This is a genomic window from Roseococcus sp. GW821-FHT12F05, assembly GCF_058806835.1.
Map to the genome: position 1 here is coordinate 360,894 of NZ_JBXAQB010000002.1, position 19,160 is coordinate 380,053.

The 19,160-nt window shown below is 69.6% G+C and carries 21 protein-coding genes; 5 read left to right on the forward strand and 16 right to left on the reverse strand.

Going from position 1 to position 19,160, the window contains the following annotated elements:
- Positions 1 to 5: 5 nt before the first annotated feature.
- The 9 genes from AC1ROY_RS06510 to htpX all read right to left on the reverse strand — a co-directional run bounded on the left by AC1ROY_RS06510 (position 6) and on the right by htpX (position 10,013).
- Positions 6 to 770 carry an SDR family NAD(P)-dependent oxidoreductase gene (locus AC1ROY_RS06510; protein WP_493147785.1) on the reverse strand — a complete coding sequence of 255 codons (765 nt, stop codon included), beginning with the start codon at positions 768 to 770 and terminating at the stop codon, positions 6 to 8.
- Complete coding sequence (locus AC1ROY_RS06515) at positions 767 to 1,744, reverse strand: 3-hydroxyacyl-CoA dehydrogenase family protein (protein ID WP_493147786.1); 978 nt, start codon at positions 1,742 to 1,744, stop codon at positions 767 to 769. Before AC1ROY_RS06515 ends, AC1ROY_RS06510 begins: the two co-directional genes overlap by 4 nt.
- 54 nt (positions 1,745 to 1,798) lie before the next feature.
- Positions 1,799 to 2,275 (reverse strand): MaoC family dehydratase, encoded by a 477-nt coding sequence (locus tag AC1ROY_RS06520; protein ID WP_493147787.1) that lies wholly within the window; start codon positions 2,273 to 2,275, stop codon positions 1,799 to 1,801.
- Positions 2,272 to 3,891: a hydantoinase B/oxoprolinase family protein gene (locus AC1ROY_RS06525; RefSeq protein ID WP_493147788.1), complete on the reverse strand. Its 1,620-nt coding sequence runs from the start codon at positions 3,889 to 3,891 to the stop codon at positions 2,272 to 2,274. Before AC1ROY_RS06525 ends, AC1ROY_RS06520 begins: the two co-directional genes overlap by 4 nt.
- On the reverse strand, positions 3,891 to 5,924 hold the full coding sequence (locus AC1ROY_RS06530; RefSeq protein WP_493147789.1) for a hydantoinase/oxoprolinase family protein: 2,034 nt from the start codon (positions 5,922 to 5,924) through the stop codon (positions 3,891 to 3,893). The genes AC1ROY_RS06525 and AC1ROY_RS06530 overlap by 1 nt, the downstream gene beginning before the upstream one ends.
- An 18-nt stretch (positions 5,925 to 5,942) precedes the next feature.
- Positions 5,943 to 7,307, reverse strand: coding sequence for a TRAP transporter large permease (locus tag AC1ROY_RS06535; protein WP_493147790.1), 1,365 nt, complete (start codon positions 7,305 to 7,307; stop codon positions 5,943 to 5,945).
- The gene (locus AC1ROY_RS06540; RefSeq protein ID WP_493147791.1) at positions 7,304 to 7,909 is read right to left on the reverse strand and encodes a TRAP transporter small permease subunit; all 606 of its coding nucleotides are present in this window, start codon (positions 7,907 to 7,909) and stop codon (positions 7,304 to 7,306) included. Before AC1ROY_RS06540 ends, AC1ROY_RS06535 begins: the two co-directional genes overlap by 4 nt.
- Before the next feature lie 2 nt (positions 7,910 to 7,911).
- Complete coding sequence (locus AC1ROY_RS06545; protein WP_493147792.1) at positions 7,912 to 8,976, reverse strand: TRAP transporter substrate-binding protein; 1,065 nt, start codon at positions 8,974 to 8,976, stop codon at positions 7,912 to 7,914.
- A 122-nt stretch (positions 8,977 to 9,098) separates the two neighbouring features.
- Positions 9,099 to 10,013: a zinc metalloprotease HtpX gene (gene htpX, locus AC1ROY_RS06550; RefSeq protein ID WP_493147793.1), complete on the reverse strand. Its 915-nt coding sequence runs from the start codon at positions 10,011 to 10,013 to the stop codon at positions 9,099 to 9,101.
- Positions 10,014 to 10,049: 36 nt separating this feature from the next.
- Here htpX and AC1ROY_RS06555 point away from each other — a divergent pair, with 36 nt between their 5' ends.
- Both AC1ROY_RS06555 and AC1ROY_RS06560 read left to right on the forward strand, forming a co-directional pair.
- Entirely contained in the window at positions 10,050 to 10,244 is a 195-nt protein-coding gene (locus AC1ROY_RS06555) for a DUF1674 domain-containing protein (protein ID WP_493147794.1), read from the forward strand.
- A 56-nt stretch (positions 10,245 to 10,300) separates the two neighbouring features.
- On the forward strand, positions 10,301 to 11,197 hold the full coding sequence (locus AC1ROY_RS06560; protein ID WP_493147795.1) for an MBL fold metallo-hydrolase: 897 nt from the start codon (positions 10,301 to 10,303) through the stop codon (positions 11,195 to 11,197).
- A gap of 5 nt (positions 11,198 to 11,202) precedes the next feature.
- On the opposite strand, the gene AC1ROY_RS06565 is transcribed toward AC1ROY_RS06560, so the two are convergent.
- From AC1ROY_RS06565 to AC1ROY_RS06595, 7 genes are all read right to left on the reverse strand, one after another.
- On the reverse strand, positions 11,203 to 11,673 hold the full coding sequence (locus AC1ROY_RS06565) for an MgtC/SapB family protein (RefSeq protein ID WP_493147796.1): 471 nt from the start codon (positions 11,671 to 11,673) through the stop codon (positions 11,203 to 11,205).
- Between the two features lie 7 nt (positions 11,674 to 11,680).
- Positions 11,681 to 12,775, reverse strand: coding sequence for a redox-regulated ATPase YchF (ychF, locus tag AC1ROY_RS06570; protein WP_493147797.1), 1,095 nt, complete (start codon positions 12,773 to 12,775; stop codon positions 11,681 to 11,683).
- Between the two features lie 12 nt (positions 12,776 to 12,787).
- Complete coding sequence (locus tag AC1ROY_RS06575) at positions 12,788 to 13,234, reverse strand: hypothetical protein (protein ID WP_493147798.1); 447 nt, start codon at positions 13,232 to 13,234, stop codon at positions 12,788 to 12,790.
- Positions 13,234 to 13,809 carry an aminoacyl-tRNA hydrolase gene (gene pth, locus AC1ROY_RS06580; protein WP_493147799.1) on the reverse strand — a complete coding sequence of 192 codons (576 nt, stop codon included), beginning with the start codon at positions 13,807 to 13,809 and terminating at the stop codon, positions 13,234 to 13,236. The genes AC1ROY_RS06575 and pth overlap by 1 nt, the downstream gene beginning before the upstream one ends.
- Before the next feature lie 9 nt (positions 13,810 to 13,818).
- On the reverse strand, positions 13,819 to 14,499 hold the full coding sequence (locus AC1ROY_RS06585) for a 50S ribosomal protein L25/general stress protein Ctc (RefSeq protein WP_493147800.1): 681 nt from the start codon (positions 14,497 to 14,499) through the stop codon (positions 13,819 to 13,821).
- 126 nt (positions 14,500 to 14,625) lie between these two features.
- On the reverse strand, positions 14,626 to 15,519 hold the full coding sequence (locus AC1ROY_RS06590) for a hydroxymethylglutaryl-CoA lyase (RefSeq protein ID WP_493147801.1): 894 nt from the start codon (positions 15,517 to 15,519) through the stop codon (positions 14,626 to 14,628).
- Positions 15,516 to 16,682: a CaiB/BaiF CoA transferase family protein gene (locus AC1ROY_RS06595; protein WP_493147802.1), complete on the reverse strand. Its 1,167-nt coding sequence runs from the start codon at positions 16,680 to 16,682 to the stop codon at positions 15,516 to 15,518. Before AC1ROY_RS06595 ends, AC1ROY_RS06590 begins: the two co-directional genes overlap by 4 nt.
- A 282-nt stretch (positions 16,683 to 16,964) precedes the next feature.
- On the opposite strand from AC1ROY_RS06595, the gene AC1ROY_RS06600 reads away from it, so the two are divergent.
- The 3 genes from AC1ROY_RS06600 to AC1ROY_RS06610 are packed head-to-tail and all read left to right on the forward strand — an operon-like array spanning position 16,965 to position 19,142.
- On the forward strand, positions 16,965 to 17,144 hold the full coding sequence (locus AC1ROY_RS06600) for a hypothetical protein (protein ID WP_493147803.1): 180 nt from the start codon (positions 16,965 to 16,967) through the stop codon (positions 17,142 to 17,144).
- On the forward strand, positions 17,141 to 18,505 hold the full coding sequence (locus tag AC1ROY_RS06605; protein ID WP_493147804.1) for an amidase: 1,365 nt from the start codon (positions 17,141 to 17,143) through the stop codon (positions 18,503 to 18,505). The genes AC1ROY_RS06600 and AC1ROY_RS06605 overlap by 4 nt, the downstream gene beginning before the upstream one ends.
- Positions 18,498 to 19,142 carry a phosphorylase family protein gene (locus tag AC1ROY_RS06610; protein ID WP_493147805.1) on the forward strand — a complete coding sequence of 215 codons (645 nt, stop codon included), beginning with the start codon at positions 18,498 to 18,500 and terminating at the stop codon, positions 19,140 to 19,142. Before AC1ROY_RS06605 ends, AC1ROY_RS06610 begins: the two co-directional genes overlap by 8 nt.
- The last annotated feature ends 18 nt before the right edge of the window (positions 19,143 to 19,160 follow it).

A 19,160-nucleotide genomic window follows, 5' to 3' on the forward strand; every position in this document is an offset into this window, starting at 1 on the left:
CCGCTTCAGTTCAGCGTGAGGCCGCCATCCACGATGATGGTCTGGCCGGTGACCATGGCGGCGCCGGCGAGCAGGAAGACCATCACCTCGGCCAGGTCCTCCGGCTCGCAGCGGCGCTTCAGGAGGGCCTGGTCGATGGAGCTGGCGCGCTGCTCGTTGGTCCACTCGATCATCCAGGTGGAGTTCACGGCGCCGGGCGCGATGGCGTTCGCCCGGGCCTCCGGGCCAAGGGCGCGTGCGAGGTTCTTGGTCAGCGAGATCACTCCGGCCTTGGTCGCGCCATAGGCCATGGACGAACCGGGCGCATCGATGCCGGCGATGGACGCGACGGAGACGAGCGCGCCGCCCGTCTTCTTCAGATGCGGCGCGGCCGCCTTCGAGCAGCGGAAGACGCCAAGCAGATTCACCTGAACGACCGCTTCCCACAGCTCCTCGGTGAGGCGATCGAGCTCCGTCGGCTTGATGGAGGTGCGCGTGCCGGGCGTGCCGGCATTGTTCACGAGGAAGTCGAGCCGGCCGAGATCCTTCACCGCCTGCTCGATCATCCGCGGCCCATCTGCCGCATCGCCGACATTGCCCGAGGCGGAGATCACATCGAAGCCCTCGGCCTTCAGCACCTCCACCTGCTCCGGCCCGCGCGGGTCGTCGGCGAGATGGTTGATCGCTACCTTGCAGCCGTTCCGGGCCAGCATGCGCACGGTGGCGAGGCCAATGCCCGAGGCACCGCCCGTGACAATCGCGGTCTTGCCCTTGAGTTCGTAGCGGATCATGCGTCGTTTGCCTTCACGTCGAAGCCAGCCATGAAGCCGATGCCGCGCAGCGCCTGCTTGAGGTGGATAAGGCGGCGGTCGCGCTCCTCGAAGAGCTCGGCGGGCGGTTTGCCGCCCCAGTCGTAATAGCCCTTGCCGTCGAAGACGCCCGCCTCGCCCTTGGCGACCAGCGCATCCAGGCTGGGGCTCGTGCCGGGCGGTGGCGGCACGTAGGTGCCGTTGCGGAAGGCGTGCTGCAGCATGCGCAATCCCGTGAAATCAGCCTTGGCCATGACGCCGATGATCTGCAGGCGCAGGCCGATGCCATGGATGACGGCGGCGTCGATCTCCTGCGCGGTGGCGTAACCGTTGTCGATGAGGAACTGCACCTCGGCCTGCACCGCCGCCTGGATGCGGTTCGCGACATAGCCCGAGATGAATTTCCGCATCACGATCGGCACCTTGCCCATCGCCTCCACGACGGACTTCACCTCCTGCAGCACGGCTTCATCGGTCTCGGCGTTCGGCACCAGGTCCACGAGATCGACCAGGTAGGGCGGCGTGTACCAATGCGCGATCAGCGCGCGCTTCAGCCGCGTCGGCGGGATGAGCGGAAAGACGTCGAGGTAGCTGGTGTTGCTGGCCCAGATGGCGTCGGCTGGCGCACAGGTGTCGAGGCGCTTGTAGAGCTCCGTCTTAGCCTCGGGATTCTCCACGATGGCCTCGACGATCAGTTCCGCGCCATCGACGCATTCCTCCAGTGTGGCGTGGCGCGTGCAGGCCTGGGCGAGTTGGGCGCTGCCCCAGCCTTTGGGCGCCTCGCCGACCTCTTCCAGAGTGGCGAGCGCCTTCTCCATCAGGCCCTGCGCGCGGACGAGCGTGGCAGGGTCGGAATCGGTCAGACGGACGCGATGGCCCCCCATGGCGAAGACCAGCGCCAGCGCATGGCCCATGGTGCCCGCTCCCAGCACTGCGACACGCAACTGCTTGGCCATCCCTGCTCCCCTCCATGATTTATGATGGAAGGGTGTCGCGCAGGAACGCCGGGGTCAATCGCTGGGACGCTTCCGGAGAAGGTAGCGCTGTCGGCCCTCCATCACGAGGACGCCCTCCTGATTGTGCACCGTGGAGGTGAGGCCGAGCACGCCCGTCGTGCGGCCGGGCGTCAGTTCGTCGACGGTCAAAGTCGCGTAGAGCGTGTCGCCGACAAAGACCGGATGCAGGAATTTACTGGACTGCTCCAGGAATCCCTTGAGGCTGTCCTCCATGAGGAAGGGCAGCAGGCCCGCGCCGGCCGCCGTCTGGATCAGCACCTGAAAGCCATGTGCCAGCATGTGCGGCATGCCTCGGGCGCGGCAGAACTCGACGTCGTAGTGGACGGGATGGTTGTCGCCGGAAGCCGCCTGGAAGGCGAGGAAGATCGCCTCCGTCATGGTCCGGCTGGGGAGCCGAAAAGCCTCACCGAGCAAAAAATCCTCGAACCAGCGCTGCGGCGCGAGGCGGTGCTGCTTCGGGTCGAAGCTCACAGGTAGCCCATCACCTCGTCATGCGCCTTGGCAGCCGGCACGCGATCGGCCGCGGGCCCGAAGCCGCCGCCGCCCGAGGTTTCCAGCCGCACCACGTCGCCCTGGCGCAGCGGAAGGTTGTCGGTCTTGGGCGGGATGGGCGTCTCCACGCCGTCGCGCCGCAGCACCAGCGCGCCGACCTCGGCAGCACCACCGCCGGCGAGGCCGTAGGGCGGATGGTCGAAGCGGTCCATGTTGCTGGTGAAGAAGCAGCGCGGACTGTCGATGCGCCACTCGCGCGCGAGGCCGAGTCCACCGCGGTACCTGCCCTCGCCGCCGCTGCCCTCGCGCAGGCCGTAGCGGAGGATGGTCAGCGGCAGTTGCGCCTCGATCATCTCGATGGGGATGTTGCTGTTGTTGTGCATGCCGCTGGCATAGGCGTTCACGCCGTCCTTCTTCGGATGCGCGCCGGAGCCGCCGATTTCGATCTCCACCAGCACCTCCCGCGTCTCGGCGACGGTCTGGAAGGTGGTGACGTAGCTGTTGCCGTAATAGGCGGCGGGGATGAGGTCCGGCACCGCCTGGTGCAGCGCGCCGTTCATCGCATTGAGCAGCCGGTGCGTCACCGCGACTCGATGCGCAACGGGCGCGGGATGGCGCGCGTTCACCACCAGCCCCTCCGGCGCGATGACGGTGATGGGGCGGTAGCAGCCGGCGCTCATGTGCAGCGAGGAATCAGCGCAGCACATCAGCGCGAACATCACGGCAGCGTTGGTGCTGGCGAGCGTCGCATTGGTCGGGCCGGCCACCTGCGGGCCGCAGCCGGAGAGGTCCACCGAGGCCTCGTCGCCCTTGATGGTGACGGCGACGTGCAGGCGGATTGGCACGCCGATGTCGATGCCGTCATCGTCGAGAAAATCGGTGAACTCGTAGGTGCCATCGGGCATGCGGGCGATGGCGGCGCGCATGCCGGCCTCGCTCATGGCGAGGATGCGGTCGCCGGCTTCCAGCATGGCACCGGAGCCGAAGCGGCGGGCCAGACGCAGCAGCGCGGCGGCGCCGACATCGAGACTCGCGAGCTGCGAGGAGAGATCGCCCAGCAGCAGGTCCGGCTTGCGGATGTTCTGGCGGATCATCGCCCAGACACCGTCGTTGCGGACGCCCTTGTCGAGGATCTTCAGCGGCGGAATGCGTAGGCCTTCCTGGAAGATCTCGGTGGCCTTGGCCGCGTAGCTGCCGGCTGCGAGGCCGCCCACATCGATGTGGTGGCAGAGCGTGCCGACGAAGGCGATGCGCCGGCCCTCATGGAAGACAGGCTTGTAGGCAATGATGTCGGGCAGGTGCTGACCGCCGCAGTAGGGGTCGTTGGTGATGACGACGTCGCCCTCATGCCACTCGGCCGGCGATACGAAGTTGGCGAGTATCTCGCGCAGCGCGTGGCTCATCGAGTTGAGGTGGCCGGGAATGCGCGCGGATTGCGCGAGATTCCAGCCCTGCGCGTCGAAGACGGCGGTGGAGTAGTCCAGCAGCTCGCGCACGATGGTGCTGCGGCTGGTGCGCCAGACGGTGACGTCCATCTCGGCCGCCGCGGCGTTGAGCGCGTTGCGGATGACCTCGATCTCGATGGGTCCGAGCATCAGGCAGTCCTCCGTGCGATGAGCGCGCCTTCGGGATCGAGCTTCGCCTGCCATCCGGCAGAGATGACGTGGGTGGCGAAGGCTTCCTCCACGATCGCGGGGCCCTGGATGACGTCCTGCGCATGCAGCGCCTCGCGGCGCCAGACGGGCCAGGGCGCGGCGACGCCGCCCTGCGAGACCTTGCGCGAGCCTGGTATCGCGGGCTTGTCGGCGGAGGTTCCGGAGGTCTCCGCGGGCTTGGGCAGGCGGCCGATCGCCGACATGCGGAGCGTCACGATCTCCACCTTCTCGTCCTCGGCGGCGTAGGAGAAGCGGGCGCGATGCGTCTCGTGGAAGCGCGCGAGGAGCGCCGGCAGGTCGGGCGCCTCGGGCCAGGGGACCAGCAGCTCGAAGGCCTGGCCGTGATAGCGCAGGTCGGCGGAGATCTCGGTGGCGCGCTGATCCTCGGGCACGCCGTCGGCGACGAGGCGGGCGATGGCTTCGTCGCTCAGCGTCGCGATGGCGGCCTCGATCTCGGGCAGGGCGTCCGGATCGGCACGCAACAGGCGCGAGCGCGCGAGGTCCTGCACCAGCTCGGAGAAGAGGATGCCGTAGGCGGAGAGTGTGCCGGGCTCGCGCGGGAAGATGACCTCGCCGATGCCGAGCTCGTCCGCCACATCCGTCGCGTGCAGGCCGCCGGCGCCGCCGAAGGAGAGGAGGGAAAACTCGCGCGGATCGAGGCCCTTCTCGAAGAGCGAGAGGCGCACGGCCGAGGCCAGCTGCACGTTGGTCACGCGCAGCACGCCCTCGGCCGCGGCCTCGACGTTCAGGGCCAGCGGCGCGCCGACATGCTCGGCCATGGCGTTGCGCGCGGCACCGATGTCGAGCGCCATGGCGCCGCCGAGGAAGAAGTCCGGATCGAGGCGGCCCAGCACGGCGTTGGCATCGGTCACGGTCGGCAGCGTGCCGCCACGGCCGTAGCAGACCGGCCCGGGCCGCGCGCCCGCGCTGCGCGGGCCGGCGGTGAGGCGGCCCGAGGCATCGACGGCCGCGATGGAGCCGCCGCCGGCGCCGATGGTCCGCATCTCCACCATGGGCAGGCGCACCGGCAGGCGATCCACCTCGCCCTGGGTCACGAGACCGATACGATGATCCTGCACCACACTCACGTCGAAGCTGGTGCCGCCCATGTCGACGGCGACGAGGTTCGGACGGTTCAACCGGCGCGAGAGGCGTTCGGCGGCGAGCGCCCCGCCGGAAGGACCGGAGAGAAGCAGCCGCGCCGGCTGCGCCGCCGCACGCGCGAGGCTGCACATGCCGCCATTGGACTGCACGAGAAAAATGCGCGGCGAGAAGCCACCCTCGCCCAGCCGCGCCTCCAGCCGCGCGAGGTAGTTCTGCACCACCGGCATCAGCACCGCGTTCAGCACGGTCGTGGAGAGGCGCTCGTACTCGCGGATCTCGGGGCTGATCTCGGAGGAGAGGCTGACGGGGATGCCGGGCAGCGCGGCCGTCACCGCATCGCGCAGCGCCAGTTCATGATCCGGATTCGCATAGGCGTGCAGCAGGCCGACGGCGATGGCTTCGGGCTTCGCGGCCTTCAGCTTCTCCAGCACCGGCGCGAGATCGCCGAGGGGCTTCTCCACGCTGCCGTCGGCCCGCACACGTTCCGGCACGCCGAAGCGCAGGTCACGCTCGATCAGGCAGGGGAACGGGTCCGGCGCCAGGCCGTAGAGGTCGCGGCGGAAATGGCGCGTGATTTCCAGCACGTCCTCAAAGCCGGCCGTGGTCAGCAGCACGCCGCGCGCCAGCTTGCGCTCCAGCACCGCGTTGGTCGCGATGGTGGTGCCATGCAGGATCAGGCCCACATCGGCCAGCGCGAAGCCGAAGCGCTCCGCCGCCTCGCGCACGCCGATCAGCAGGCCCTCGGAGGGATCGGCCGGCGTGGTGGGAGTCTTCCAGGCGACGACGCGGCCCTGCCGGGCATCGAGGATCTGAAGATCGGTGAAGGTCCCGCCGATGTCGACGGCGATGCGGACCGGGCGCTGTTCCATGGAGTCAGTTCCAGTAAATCAGGACATCACGCGCGGCAGCCAGAGCGCGATCTCCGGGAAGATCAGCATCAGGATCACCGCGCCGAGATAGACGAGGAGGAAGGGCATGACGCCCACGAAGACGTCGGTGATCGGGCCCGCCTTGGGGCGCATGCCTTGCAGCACGTACATCACGGTCCCATCCGGCGGGCTGATCTGCGCGATCTCGACGAGCATGGTCACGATCACGCCGAACCAGATGGGATCGTAGCCCAGCGCCACCACGACCGGGAAGATCACCGGCACCGTGGTGATGATCATGGAGAAGCCCTCCATGAAGGTGCCGAGCGCGAAATAGAGCCCGATGATGCAGAGCATGATCGCCCAGGGCGGCAGCGGCAGGTCGGCGATGAGATGCGCCAGCGCCTGGGGCACGTTGATGGTGGTGAGGATGTAGTTCAGCAGATAGGCGCCGAAGATGATCAGGCCGAGCAGCGCCGTGTTACGCGCCGTCGCCTCGGCCGAGGCGTGCAGCATGCGGAAGGTCAGCTTGCGCTCGATGGCCGCGAAGAACATGGAGCCGGTGACGCCCAGCGCCGCGGCCTCGGTCGGCGTGGCCCAGCCGGCATAGATGGAGCCGAGCACGAGCACGATCAGAAGGATCGTCGGCACCAGGTCCACCAGCGCGCGCAGCTTCATGGCCAGCGGCAGCGGCGGCGGCTTGTCCATGGGGTTGCGGATGCCGTGCCAGGCGATCAACGCCAGGAAGAGGCCCGTCACCAGCACCGAGGGCAGCAGCGCCGCGATGTAGAGCGCGCCCACCGACGTTTCGGTGATCAGCCCGTAGATAATGAAGGTGATGCCCGGCGGGATCAGATTGCCCAGCGCGCCGCCGGCCGCCAGCGAGCCCAGCACCCAGCGCTGGTTGTACTTAGTGCCCTGGAAGAAGGGCAGCGCGACCGAGCCCATGGTGGCCGCCGTCGCCACGCTCGATCCGCTGATGGCGCTGAACACCGCGCAGCTCACGATGTTGGTGTGCAGCAGTCCGCCCGGCAGCCGGTTCAGCCAGACGTTGAGTGCGCGGTACAGGCGGTCGGAAAGTCCCGCGCGTAAAAGAATCTCGCCCATCAGCAGGAAGAGCGGCACCGCCACCAGCACGAAGTTCGACGACGGCCCCCAGAGCGTCTGGCCCGCAAAATTCCACCAGGGACGGTCGCTGAACAGGAAGCCGGTCAGGAAAGCCAGGATGCCCAGCACGGCCGCGATGTAGACGCCCGAGCCGAAGAACAGCACGAAGACGCCGATCAGCATCAGGATCTCGGCGATCGGCAGGGCCTGCGCCCCGGAGGCCGCGGCGAAGATGACAACGCCGAGCAACCCCAGCAGGAAAGCGATGGCGATCAAGTGGAGGCACCCTCCCGCGCCATGGCGACGGCCTCCAGTGCCTCCTCCGCCTCATCGTCGATGCTGCGCGAGCCGAGCAGCCGATCGAGATGCGCGGGCTGGCCCGCCAGCAGGGCGCACAGGCTCTCCAGCAGCAGCACGAGGGTCATGACCAGGAAGGCGACCAGCCCGGCGAGCCAGATGCCCTGCGGGATCACCATCGGGATGCGCAGCGCGGAATTGTCATGCGCATCGAAGAGCGCGCTCTCGTCGTAGAGCTGATAGGCGGCCCAGGCGGCGAAGGCCGCGAAGACCGCCAGCAGGATCAGCGAGAAGAGATGCAACGGCGCCCGCCACGCCACGGGCAGCCGCGTCACCAGCACGTCCACGCGGATATGCGCCCGGCAGGCCAGCGTGTGCGCCAGCGCCCAGGCGATGCCGCAGGCCAGCATATAGCCGGTGATCTCCACCGTCGCCGCCGAGGACACGCCGAAGACGTTGCGGCCGACGATGTCGCCCGTGATGAAGATGGCGCAGGCGACGTAGTTCCAGCCCGCGACCCAGGCCATGAACGCCGCCACCGCCGCGACGCCGCGGCGGAGCTGCGTGGCGGCGCGCAGCACGCTCAGCCGCCGTACCGGACGCCCGAGAGCGGTGCGATGGTCTGGTTGTAGATCTCGCCGCAGCGCGCGCCGCAGCGGCGCACGAAGCCGGGCAGCACCACCTGCTCGAAGATGCGGCGCGTCTCGGCCTTGTCGGCGTCGGTCGCCTTCACCTCGGTCATCGGGCGCGTGGCCAGGGTGTGGATGCGGCAGGCGTCGCGGTTGCCGATGGCGCAGTCGATGCCGTCGCGCGTGGCGGCGGCGCCGAGCTCCCACTGGGCGTCGCTCACCTGGCGGAAGGTCGCCTCGATCAGCTCGCGCACCGGCGGCTCCAGCCGGTTGAACCAGCTGAGGTTCACGATATAGGCGGCTACGGCCCAGCTCACCGGAAGGTCGCTGATATGGGTCGAGACCTCGGGCCAGCGGGCGGCGACACCCGAGCCGGAGCCGGTGATGGCGCAATCCACCACGCCGCGCTCCAGCGCCGAATAGACCTCGGGGAAGCCGATCGAGGTCGGCTGCGCGCCGAGCGCCGTGTAGAAGTCGACGAGGCTGTTGCCGAAGGTGCGGATGCGGCGGCCGCGCAGGTCGGCCATCGTGGTGAAGGGCGCACGGCAGAAGAGCACCTGCGCCGGGAAGGGATACATCGCCAGGATGCGGACGCCGAAGCGCTCGAGGTCGCGGTTGGCGACGGGCGTCATCGCATCGGCGATTCGGCGGGCCAGGGCGATGTCGGGCGCGAGGCCGGAGAGGTCCACGCCGTCCAGGATGGGCACATCGCCCGAGAGGGTGGAGAGCGTGCCGGCGCCGATCTCGGCCTGGCCGGCGCGGACGAGGCGGACGATCTCGTTGCCCGCGAGGTTGCGCTCTGCGTGGCTGGCCAGCGTCACTTCGATGCGGCCGCCGCTGCGCTCGCGCAACCCGTCACGCAGGATGCGCTGATCGACGAGGACGAATTGCGGCTGGGTCGGCAGCGGCTGGGTCACCGCCGTGATGGCGATACGCGGGCCAGGCGGGATGGTCTGCGCCAGTGCCGGGAATGCCAGGGTTGCGACGCCGAGAAGCGCGGCCAAGCCGGTACGGAACATGGGACCTCCTCCAATTCGAGGGAGGCAGCATGGCATGGTCGCGGGAATGCAACACCCCGCCCTCCCCGGCGGGGCTGGCGCCTAGGGGCGCCGCTGCCTCGCCGGGCGGCAATCGCCTGATGTCATGCCCAAGGGTTGCGCTTGCCGGGACCAGCCCAGGGCGAGGCGCCGCGGCCGGGCGAAGGGGCCATCGGGGAACCGGTCATCGCCAGGAGGCGGGCGATGCGCTCCTCCGTCGGCGGGTGGGTCGAAAAGAGGCTGTCCAGCCGGAAGCCAGAGAGCGGGTTGATGATGAACATATGCGCGCTGGCCGGGTTGGCCTCGGCCGTCTGGTTCACCCGGCCGATCTTGCCCTGCTCCAGCTTGGCGAGGCCGCTGGCGAGCCAGGTCGGGTCGCCGCAGATGCGGGCGCCCTCGGCATCGGCCTCGTATTCCCTGGTTCGGCTGATCGCCATCTGCACCAGCGCCGCGGCGAGCGGACCGAGGATCATGAGCATGATCAGGCCGATCACGCCGAATGGGCTGCCGTTGCGCTGATCGCCGCGCCCATGCGCCATCATCCCACCGAACTGGGTGAGGAAGCCGATGGCGCCGGCCAGGGTGGCCGTGACCGCCATGATCAGCGTATCGCGATGCTTGATATGGGCCAACTCATGCGCGATCACGCCCGCCACCTCGTGCTCATCCATCAGGTCGAGCAGGCCGGTGTTGACTGCGACGGCCCCATGCTCCGGGCTGCGGCCCGTGGCGAAGGCGTTGGGCTGGTCCTCGTGGATGACATAGAGGGCCGGCATCGGCAGGCCCGCGCGCGCGGCCAGCCCCTCCACCATCCGGTAGAGCTGCGGCGCCTCGGCCGGCGTCACGGGCTGGGCGTTGTGCATGCGCAGCACGACGCCGTCGCTGCCCCACCAAGCGAAGAGGTTCATGCCGCCGGCGATGAGCAGCGCGATCACGGCGCCGCCGCTGCCGCCCAGCATATAGCCGATGGCCATGAAGACCGCCGTCAGCCCCGCCAGCAGAATGAAGGTCCTGAACATCTTCCGAAATCGCTCCTTTCACCCCAGATCGGGGGCATGACCGAGGATGAAAAGCCCCCCGCCTTCCCGCCTGCCCCCGCAGCAACGCCGCGACCCTCGCCGCCGTTGACGAAGCTCGACCGGCCCAAGCGCCCTTATTCCTCGCCCGCCAGCGAGGATGGCGGCCCCACCGGCCCAGAGCCTACCCGCTACAACGACTGGGAGCGGAAGGGCCGCGTCAGCGATTTCTGATGGGGAAGCAGCCGGAAACCGCTAGGATCGCACCGGATTCCCGGGGAGAGCAGAGCATGGGTCCGCATATCCAGGCCTTCTTCGACCTGCCGACCAACACGGTGAGCTACCTGCTGGGCGATCCCGCCACGCGGGAGGCCGCCATCATCGACCCGGTGCTCGACTGGGACCACAGGGCCGGCACGGCCGACACGCGCTCGGCCGAGTCGATTCTGGTGGCGGCCAGGGCCGGCGGCTGGCGCGTCACCCATATCCTCGAGACGCATGCGCATGCGGACCACCTCTCCGCCGCGCCCTTCATCAAGGCGCGCACCGGCGCGCCCATCGGCATCGGCGCGCGCATCACGGAGGTGCAGCGCATCTTCCGGCCCGTCTTCAACCTGGAGGGGATCGCGCCCGACGGCGGCGATTTCGACCTGCTCTTCGAGGACGGCACGCAGTTCCGCATCGGCGGCCTCGAGGTCGAGGTGATGCACCTGCCCGGCCATACGCCCGCCTGCATCGGCTATCACGTGCGCGTCGGCAATGCGGCGACGGGCGATGTCTTCGTCGGCGACACGCTCTTCATGCACGACTACGGCACGGCCCGCTGCGACTTTCCAGGCGGCGACGCGCGCACGCTGTTCCGCTCCATCCATCGCCTGCTGGCCCTGCCGCCCGAGACCCGCCTCTGGATGTGCCACGACTACAAGGCGCCCGGCCGCGACGAGTTCGCCTGGCAGAGCACCGTCGCCGAGCAGCGCGCGCACAACCCGCATGTGAAGGACGGCAAGACGGAGGAGGAGTTCGTCGCCTTCCGCACGACGCGGGATGCGACGCTGGCCGCGCCGACGCTGCTGCTGCCCTCGATCCAGGTGAATGTCCGCGCCGGACGCTTCCCGCCGGCGGAGAGCAACGGCGTGCGCTACCTCAAGGTCCCGGTGACCGCGACGGCGGCGGCGATCCTGGAGTAGCGGCGCTACTCGACGTCGGATTCCGGCCCCTGTCGCTGGCGTTGCGCCCAGATGCTGATCGGCCGGAGCACGATGTTCACGCCCACCACGATCAGCGTCACGACCATGGCGGAGAGGATTTCACGCGCCCCTGCCGCCGCGCCTGCGGCCGCCACGCACCACAGGGTCGCGGCCGTGGAGACGCCGCGGACCGTGGATCCGTCCTTCATGATGAGCCCGGCGCCGAGGAAGCCCACACCCTGGGCGATCGAGCCGAAACCGTTGGCCCAGTTGGTGCTCTCGGCCCGGGTCACGACGAGGTCCGAAAAGGCCGCCGCCGCGATGCAGACCAGCACACAGACGCGAAGCTGCCCGTGATGGCCTCGCAGCTCGCGCTCGGTGCCGATCAGCAGGCCGCAGATGCAGGCGACGGGGAGGACAACCGCCGTCGGATCCCGTTCCAGCGCCGCATAGAGCCAATCCAGCAGCGCTTCCATCGGAGCCTCAGACGTTGAAGCGGAAGAGCATCACGTCGCCGTCGCGCACCAGATAGGTCTTTCCCTCGACGCGCATCTTGCCGGCTTCCTTGGCGCCCTGCTCGCCCTTGTAGGCGATGTAGTCGTCGTAGCCGATGGTCTCGGCCGCGATGAAGCCGCGCTCGAAATCGCCGTGGATGACGCCGGCCGCCTGGGGCGCCGTCATGCCCCGGGTGATCGTCCAGGCCCGCGTCTCCTTGGGGCCCACGGTGAAGTAGGTGATGAGGCCGAGCAGGTCGTATCCGGCGCGGATCACGCGATCGAGGCCGCTGTCCTCCAGGCCCAGCGTCTCCAGGAACTCGCCGCGGTCGGATTCGGCCATCTGGGCGATCTCGGACTCGATCGCCGCGCTGACGATCACGGCACGGGCGCCCTCGGCCTTGGCGAATTCCAGCACGCGCGCGCTGTGTGCATTGCCGGTCGCAGCCGAGCCCTCATCCACATTGCAGACATAGAGCACGGGCTTGGTGGTCATCAGGCCGAGCTTGCTCGCGGCGGCTTCCTCACCCTTCGGCACCGCCGTGCGCGCCGCGCGGCCGGCCTGGAGCGCGGCGAGGATCGGCTCGATCAGCGCAAGCTGGGCGGCGGATTCCTTGTCGCCGCCGCGCGCCTTCTTCTGCAGCGCGATGACGCGCTTCTCCAGGCTGTCGAGGTCGGCCAGCATGAGCTCGGTCTCGACGGTCTCGGCGTCGCGGATCGGGTCCACGGCGCCGTCCACATGGGTGACGTCGCCATCCTCGAAGCAGCGCAGGACATGCACGATGGCGTCTACCTCGCGGATATTGCCGAGGAACTGGTTGCCCAACCCCTCGCCCTTCGAGGCGCCGCGCACCAGGCCCGCGATATCCACGAATTCCAGGCTGGTGGGGACGATCTTCTGGCTCTTGCCGATGGTGGCGAGCTGCTGGAGCCGCGGGTCGGGCACCGCCACACGGCCCACATTGGGCTCGATGGTGCAGAAGGGATAGTTCGCCGCCTGCGCCGCGACCGTCTGGGTCAGAGCGTTGAAGAGCGTGGACTTGCCGACATTGGGCAGTCCGACGATGCCGCAGTTGAAACCCATTGTTCCGTCCGATCAGGCGTTGAGCGCGGCAGCCAGTTCCTGCACGCGGATGGCGGCGGCGATGCGCGCGGAGGCGTCGTCCGTCGGCAGGGAGAGGGCGGCGGCGCGGAGCTGCGGCACCAGGATCGTAGGCGGCAGGCCGGCGCGCTTGGTGGCGGTGGCCAGCGCCGCGGCGAGCTCGGCGACGGTGCCGCCGGGGGCCAGGATGTCGGCCGCCTCCAGCAGCAGGGCGCCGCGGCTCGCGGCCTCGGCGGCGGCCTGGGCCACCGACTTGGCGCGGCGGATGTCGCTGATCGGGCCGGGATCGGTCGCGCTGGGCAGGCAGGCGCGCAGGCCACCGGCGGCCTGGGCCTCGACGGCGGCGAATTGCCGCAGCGCCTGGGCGATGGCGGCCGCCGCGTTCAGCAGGTCCTCGGGGCCGGGGCCGCCGAAGAACTCCTCCACCACCATGGGCTCCATCAGATCTTCTCCTGGGTGAGCAGCGCCACCCGCGTCATGAAATCCTCGGACTTCCCCTGGGCCAGCAGGGGCGCGGCGTCGGCCAGCGCATCGAGCAGCGGCTCCACCCAGGTGTCCACCTTGGCGAAGTTGCCCAGCACATGGCCAGTCACGCGGTCCTTGTGGCCGGGATGGCCGATGCCAAGACGGATGCGTCCGAAATCCGCCGTGCCGAGCGCGCGCTGCATGTCGCGCAGCCCGTTATGGCCGGCGGTGCCGCCGCCCTTCTTCACCCGGACCTTTCCGGGCGCGAGGTCGAGCTCGTCGTGCCAGGCCCAGATGTCGGCGGCGGGAATCTTGTGGAAGCCGGCGGCGGCCCGCACGGAATCGCCGCTGGCGTTCATGTAGGTCATGGGCTTGAGGAGCAGGATCTTGTCCCCGCCGAGGGATCCCTCGGCGACATCGCCCTTGTACTTGGACCGCCACGGGGAGAACCCGTGGCGGCGTGCGATGGCGTCGAGCGCCATGAAGCCGATATTGTGCCGCTGCTTCGCGTGTTCCGGCCCGGGATTGCCGAGCCCCACCCAGAGCAGCATGGCCCAACCTTACTTCTTCTTCGCAGGGCCCTTGGCAGAAGTCGAGGCCGCTCCGGCCGGGTTCTTCTGCTTGGCGGCCTCGGGCGCGGCGGCGGGGGCGGCCACGGGGGCATCCTCCACCACGGTCGGCGCGGCCAGCGTGGCCACCACGAAGTCGCGGCCCGCGATCACGGGCTTCGTCCCGGCCGTGTCCTTGATCGCGGACCAGCGCAGGCTGTCGCCGATCTTGGCCTCGGCCAGATCGATCTCGAACTTCTCCGGCACCGCATCGGGATCGGCCAGCACCTCGACCTCGCGGCGGACGACGTTCAGCACGCCGCCAGCCTTGATGCCGGGGGAGGTCTCCTCGTTGAGGAAGGCCACCGCCACCTTCACGCGGATGCGCGCGCCGGCGGCCAGGCGCTGGAAATCGATGTGCAGCGGACGATCCGTCACGGGATCGAACTGGATGTCGCGCATCAGGGCACGCTCGGTCGGGCCGTCCTTGACCGCCACCTCATAGAGGTGCGACTGCCAGCCGCCCTTGTGCAATTCCTTCATGATGTCGCGGGGATCGAAGGCGACCAGAGTGGCCTCCTGCTTCGCCCCATAGACAACGCCGGGGACAAGCCCCTCTCGCCGGGTCGCGCGCGCCGCCCCCTTACCGGCACGCCCGCGCGCCGCAGCTTCGATCCGGATGGTTTGGACCATGCCACTCGCTCCTATTCGGGTGTGTTTGCTTCCGCACAAACGGAAACGGGCGGCCTCCAGGGGTGCCACCTTGCGGGGGTGTCTAGGGGATCGGGGCTGGGTCGCCAAGCCCCGAATTGCGCATCCCTATGCTGCGGAGCGCGCCGCCGGCACGCCGCGGACGCGGCCACCGGGCAACGCGCCCGGAATGGCCGCCGCCATATCGGCCGCCGCGATCAGCCGCTGCCAGTTCATGCCGGTCTCGACACCCATGCGGCCGAACATCCAGACCGCGTCCTCCATGGCCGTGTTGCCCGTGGCGCCCGGCGCGTAGGGGCAGCCGCCGATGCCGCCCGAGCCCGCGTCGAAGACCCGGCAGCCGGCCTCCCAGGCCGCCGCCATGTTGGCGAGGCCCATGCCGTAGGTGTCGTGCCCATGGAAAGCGAAGCGCGGGCCCCAATGCTCGATGGAGTGGCGCATCAACCGGCCCACCTGGTCCGGCGCCGCATTGCCCGTGGTGTCGCAGAGCGCGACCTCCATCTCCGAGTCCAGCGCCTGGACGCGCTCCACCCATTCCAGCGCCTCGGCCTCGGGGACCACGCCCTCGAAGGGGCAATGGAAGGTGCAGGAAAGGTTGAACCGGATCTTCGTGCCCTTCGGCGTGTCGCGCACGATGGCGGAAAGGTCGGTGAAGCTCTCCATCCGCGTGCGGTTGAGGTTGGCCTTGTTGTGCCCTTCGGTCAGCGACATGAAGAGCCCGAGCCGGTCGGCGCCCGCCGCCACCGCCGCCTCGAAGCCGCGGCGGTTGGGCACCAGCACGGTGCATTCCAGCCCCTCGAGCTGCTTTGCGACTTTCAGCACTTCACCGGTATCGGCGAGTTGCGGGATGGCACGGGGGCTGACGAAGCTGCCGACCTCCATGCGCGTGACACCCGCTTCGTGCAGGGCGCGGACCAGGGCGATCTTCGTCTCGGTGGGGACGAAGCCTGTGATCGGCTGCAGCCCGTCGCGCGGGCTGACCTCGGAGAGCGTGACCTTCATCGGGCTTCCCCCAACAATTCGTGAAACACATGGTCATTGTCGGCGCCGGCGGCGCGTCCCGTCCAGCGGACCATGTCCGCGGGTGCCACGCCATCCAGCCGGAAGGGCGGCGCGGGGTGCAGGACCGGGCCAAGCAGCGGGTCCTGCACCTCCATCACCATCTCGCGGGCGCGGAAATGCGGGTCATTGGTGCAGTCGGCGATGTCGTAGAGGCGCGAGCATGGCACTTCGGCCGCGTCGAGCGCGGCCTCGGCGGCGACCGCCGGCAGCGTCTTCGTCCACTCGCCAATGGCGGCGTCGAGTTCGCCGGCATGGGCGCAGCGGCCGCCATTGGTCGCCATGCGCGGATCGGCGGCAAGTTCCGGGCGGCCGATCATCTCCATAAGGCGGCGAAAGATCAGGTCGGAATTGCCGGCGATGCAGAGCCACTTCCCATCGGCGCAGAGATAGGTGTTGGTGGGCGCAGCCGTCGGGATGGCGGCGCCGGCGGGCTGGCGCACCCAGCCGAAGAGCCCGTGCTCCGGCAGCATGCCCTCAGTGAGGCTGAAGACGCTGCTCACCAGGTCGAGATCCAGGACCCGGCCCCGACCCGTCCCCCGATCGCGGCCCCAGCAGGAGGACACCAGCGCCAGCGCGGCATACATGCCGGCCAGGTCGTCGCTGATGGAGACGCCGCAGCGCGGCGGCGGATGATCGGTCACGCCGGGGTTCGCGGTGAGGTGGCGCAGCCCGCCCATGGCCTCGCCGATCGCGCCGAAGGCCGGCTTGTCGCGGTAGGGGCCGTCCTGGCCGTAGCCGCTGATGCGCGCGATCACGAGGCCGGGATTCTCCACCTGCAGCACGGCGGGGCCGAGGCCGATCCGCTCCAGGTAGCCGGGGCGAAAATTCTCCACCATGGCGTCGGCGCGGGCGCAGAGGGCCTTCACGCGGCGCTTTCCTTCCTCGCTCTTCAGGTCGAGCGTGACGGAGAGCTTGTTGCGTCCATGCACGCTGAACCAAACGGAATGCCCGTCCTTCTGCGCGCCCCAGCCGCGGAAGGGATCACCGCTGGGCGGCTCGACCTTGATGACCTCAGCGCCGAGATCGGCCAGCAGCCGCGTGCAGAAGGGAGCGGCGATGTAATGGCCGAGCTCCACGATCTTCATTCCCTGCAGCGGCAGCATGCATCATCCCCCAATGGTCCGAAGTGGATAGCGAAAAGCCGGGCCGGGCGGAACCTCGGGTGAATTCTCCGGCGGCGCTAACGCAGTGTTAAGCGGACGGCGGCGATCCTTCGCTCCGGGAGTTGTCCCCCTGACCCCTCCCAACTCTCTCAGGATCGCCGCCGAAGGTCTCCGGGCCAGGCGGCCTCCCAACTTCAGGGGGCGGATGCCCTCATCCGCCCCCTGCTTTTCGTGCGGGATGGCTTGGGCCAAGCTGCGGCCTCCAAGCACGAGAGAATCCCGATGGATGACGCGACCCTGGCGGCCCTGATCCGCGCCGCCGGCCTGGAAGAGACCGCGCGCGAGTTTCCAGACGACGTCCGCCAGGCCCTGGCCACTGTCGCCCGGCAGCGCGCCGCCCTCCCCCGCACCAGCGACCCCACGCTGGAGCCGACGCCCGGCCACCTGGCGCCCTGCCGATGAGCGCGCCGCACCAGCTCAGCCTCGCCGAGGCCAGCGCGCAGATCGCCAGCAAAAGGCTCTCGCCGGTGGAACTGCTGGAGGACTGCCTGACGCGCATCGCCGCGCTGGACCCGAAGCTCAACGCCTTCATCCGCCTCACCGAGGAGGAGGCCCGCGCCGGTGCCCAGGCGGCCGAGGCCGAGATCATCCGCAGCGGGCCACGCTCGGCGCTGCACGGCATCCCCGTCGGCATCAAGGACATCATCGACCTCGCCGGTCATCCGACGACCTGCCACTCCCGCCAGCGCCTGGACCACATGGCGGATCGCGACGCCGCGGTGGTGGCGCTGCTGCGCGCCGCCGGCGCGGTCTTCCCCGGAAAGCTCTCCACGCATGAATTCGCGATCGGCGGGCCGGCCTTCGACCTGCCCTTCCCGCCCGCGCGCAACCCCTGGAACCCGGCGCACCACCCGGGTGGCTCCTCCTCCGGATCGGGCGCGGCGGTGGCGGCGCGGATGATGCCGGCCGCCCTCGGCACCGACACGGGCGGCAGCGTGCGGCACCCGGCCTCGCATTGCGGTCTCGTGGGGCTGAAGCCGACCTACGGGTTGGTCTCCCGCGAGGGCGTCTTCCCCCTCGCCTTCTCGCTCGACCATGTCGGGCCGCTGACCCGGACGGTCGATGATTCGGCGCTGATGCTGAACGTCATGTCCGGTGGGCATGAGGACTACACGCGCGACCTTGGGAAGGGCCTGAAGGGGCTGCGCATCGGCTTCGTCCGCCACTTCCACGAGACCGACACGCCGGCCGACGCCGAAGTCGCGGCCGCGCTGGAGGCTGCCGCTGCCCTGATGGAGGCCGAGGGCGCCACGATCCGCATCATCACCTTGCCGCCGCTCGGCGAGTTCGCTGCGGTGAACCGCACCATCCTCCAGTCCGAGGCGGCGGTGGTGCATGAGGAATGGCTGAAGACCCGCCCCAACTATTATGCTGGCGTCACGCGGCGGCGCCTGCTCCCCGGCCTCTTCATCCCGGCCGTGGACCTGATGCATGCCGCACGCGACCGGACCAAGCTGATCGCGGCCGTCGAGGCCGCCTTCGACAAGGTGGACCTGCTGCTCACCGCCAGCAGCATGGATCCGGCCTGCCGCATCGACGACACGGAGGCGGTGGAGCGCACCTATCCCCGCCAGGCGCGTACGCCCTTCAACGTGACGGGCCATCCGGCGGTAACGGTCATGGCCGGACTGTCCTCTGGCGGTCTGCCCCTCTCGCTGCAACTGGCGAGCCCGTCCTTCACCGAGGCGCTGCTGTTGCGCGCGGCGCAAGGCTACGAGCGCGCTGCCCCCTGGAAGGACTTGGCGCCGCCGCTCGATGGCTGACGAGCTGGTCCCGGATGGTGCCGTCGTTGCCGTCGGGCTGAAAAGCGAGGCGGCGCTGCTGCCGAAAGGCACGCGCGTGGTGATCTCGGGCGGCGATCCGATCCGGCTGGCCGCGTTGCTGGAAGCGCTGCCGGGCGACGTGACCGGCGTGCTCTCCTTCGGCATCGCCGGCGGGCTGGCGCCAAATGCAGCCACGGGCGACATCTTCGTCGCGACGGCGCTGCGCTCGCTCTCCGAGAGCCTTCCCGTCGATCCCAACTGGCGGGCGGCACTGATCCGTCAGACCTCGGCCGCTTCGGCGATCCTGGCGGCGAGCGACACGTTGCTCGCCTCGGTGGAGGCCAAGCGCGCCCTGCATCGCGCGACCCGGGCGGTGGCCGTGGACATGGAGAGCGGCGTCGCCGCGCGCTTCGCCCTGGCGCGGGGCATCCCTTTCGCGGCGCTGCGGGGGGTCGCCGACGGTCCGGATGACGTCCTGCCCCGTGCCGCCGCGGTCGGCCTCAAGCCGGACGGCTCGCCGGCGCCGCTGCGGGTGCTCCTGTCGCTCGCGCGGCGGCCCTGGGAACTGCCGGCGCTGCTCCGCCTCGCCAGGGCCAGCACAGCTGCCCATGAGGCGCTGCGCCACGCGGTTGCCTGACCCCGTCCTGACCTTGCC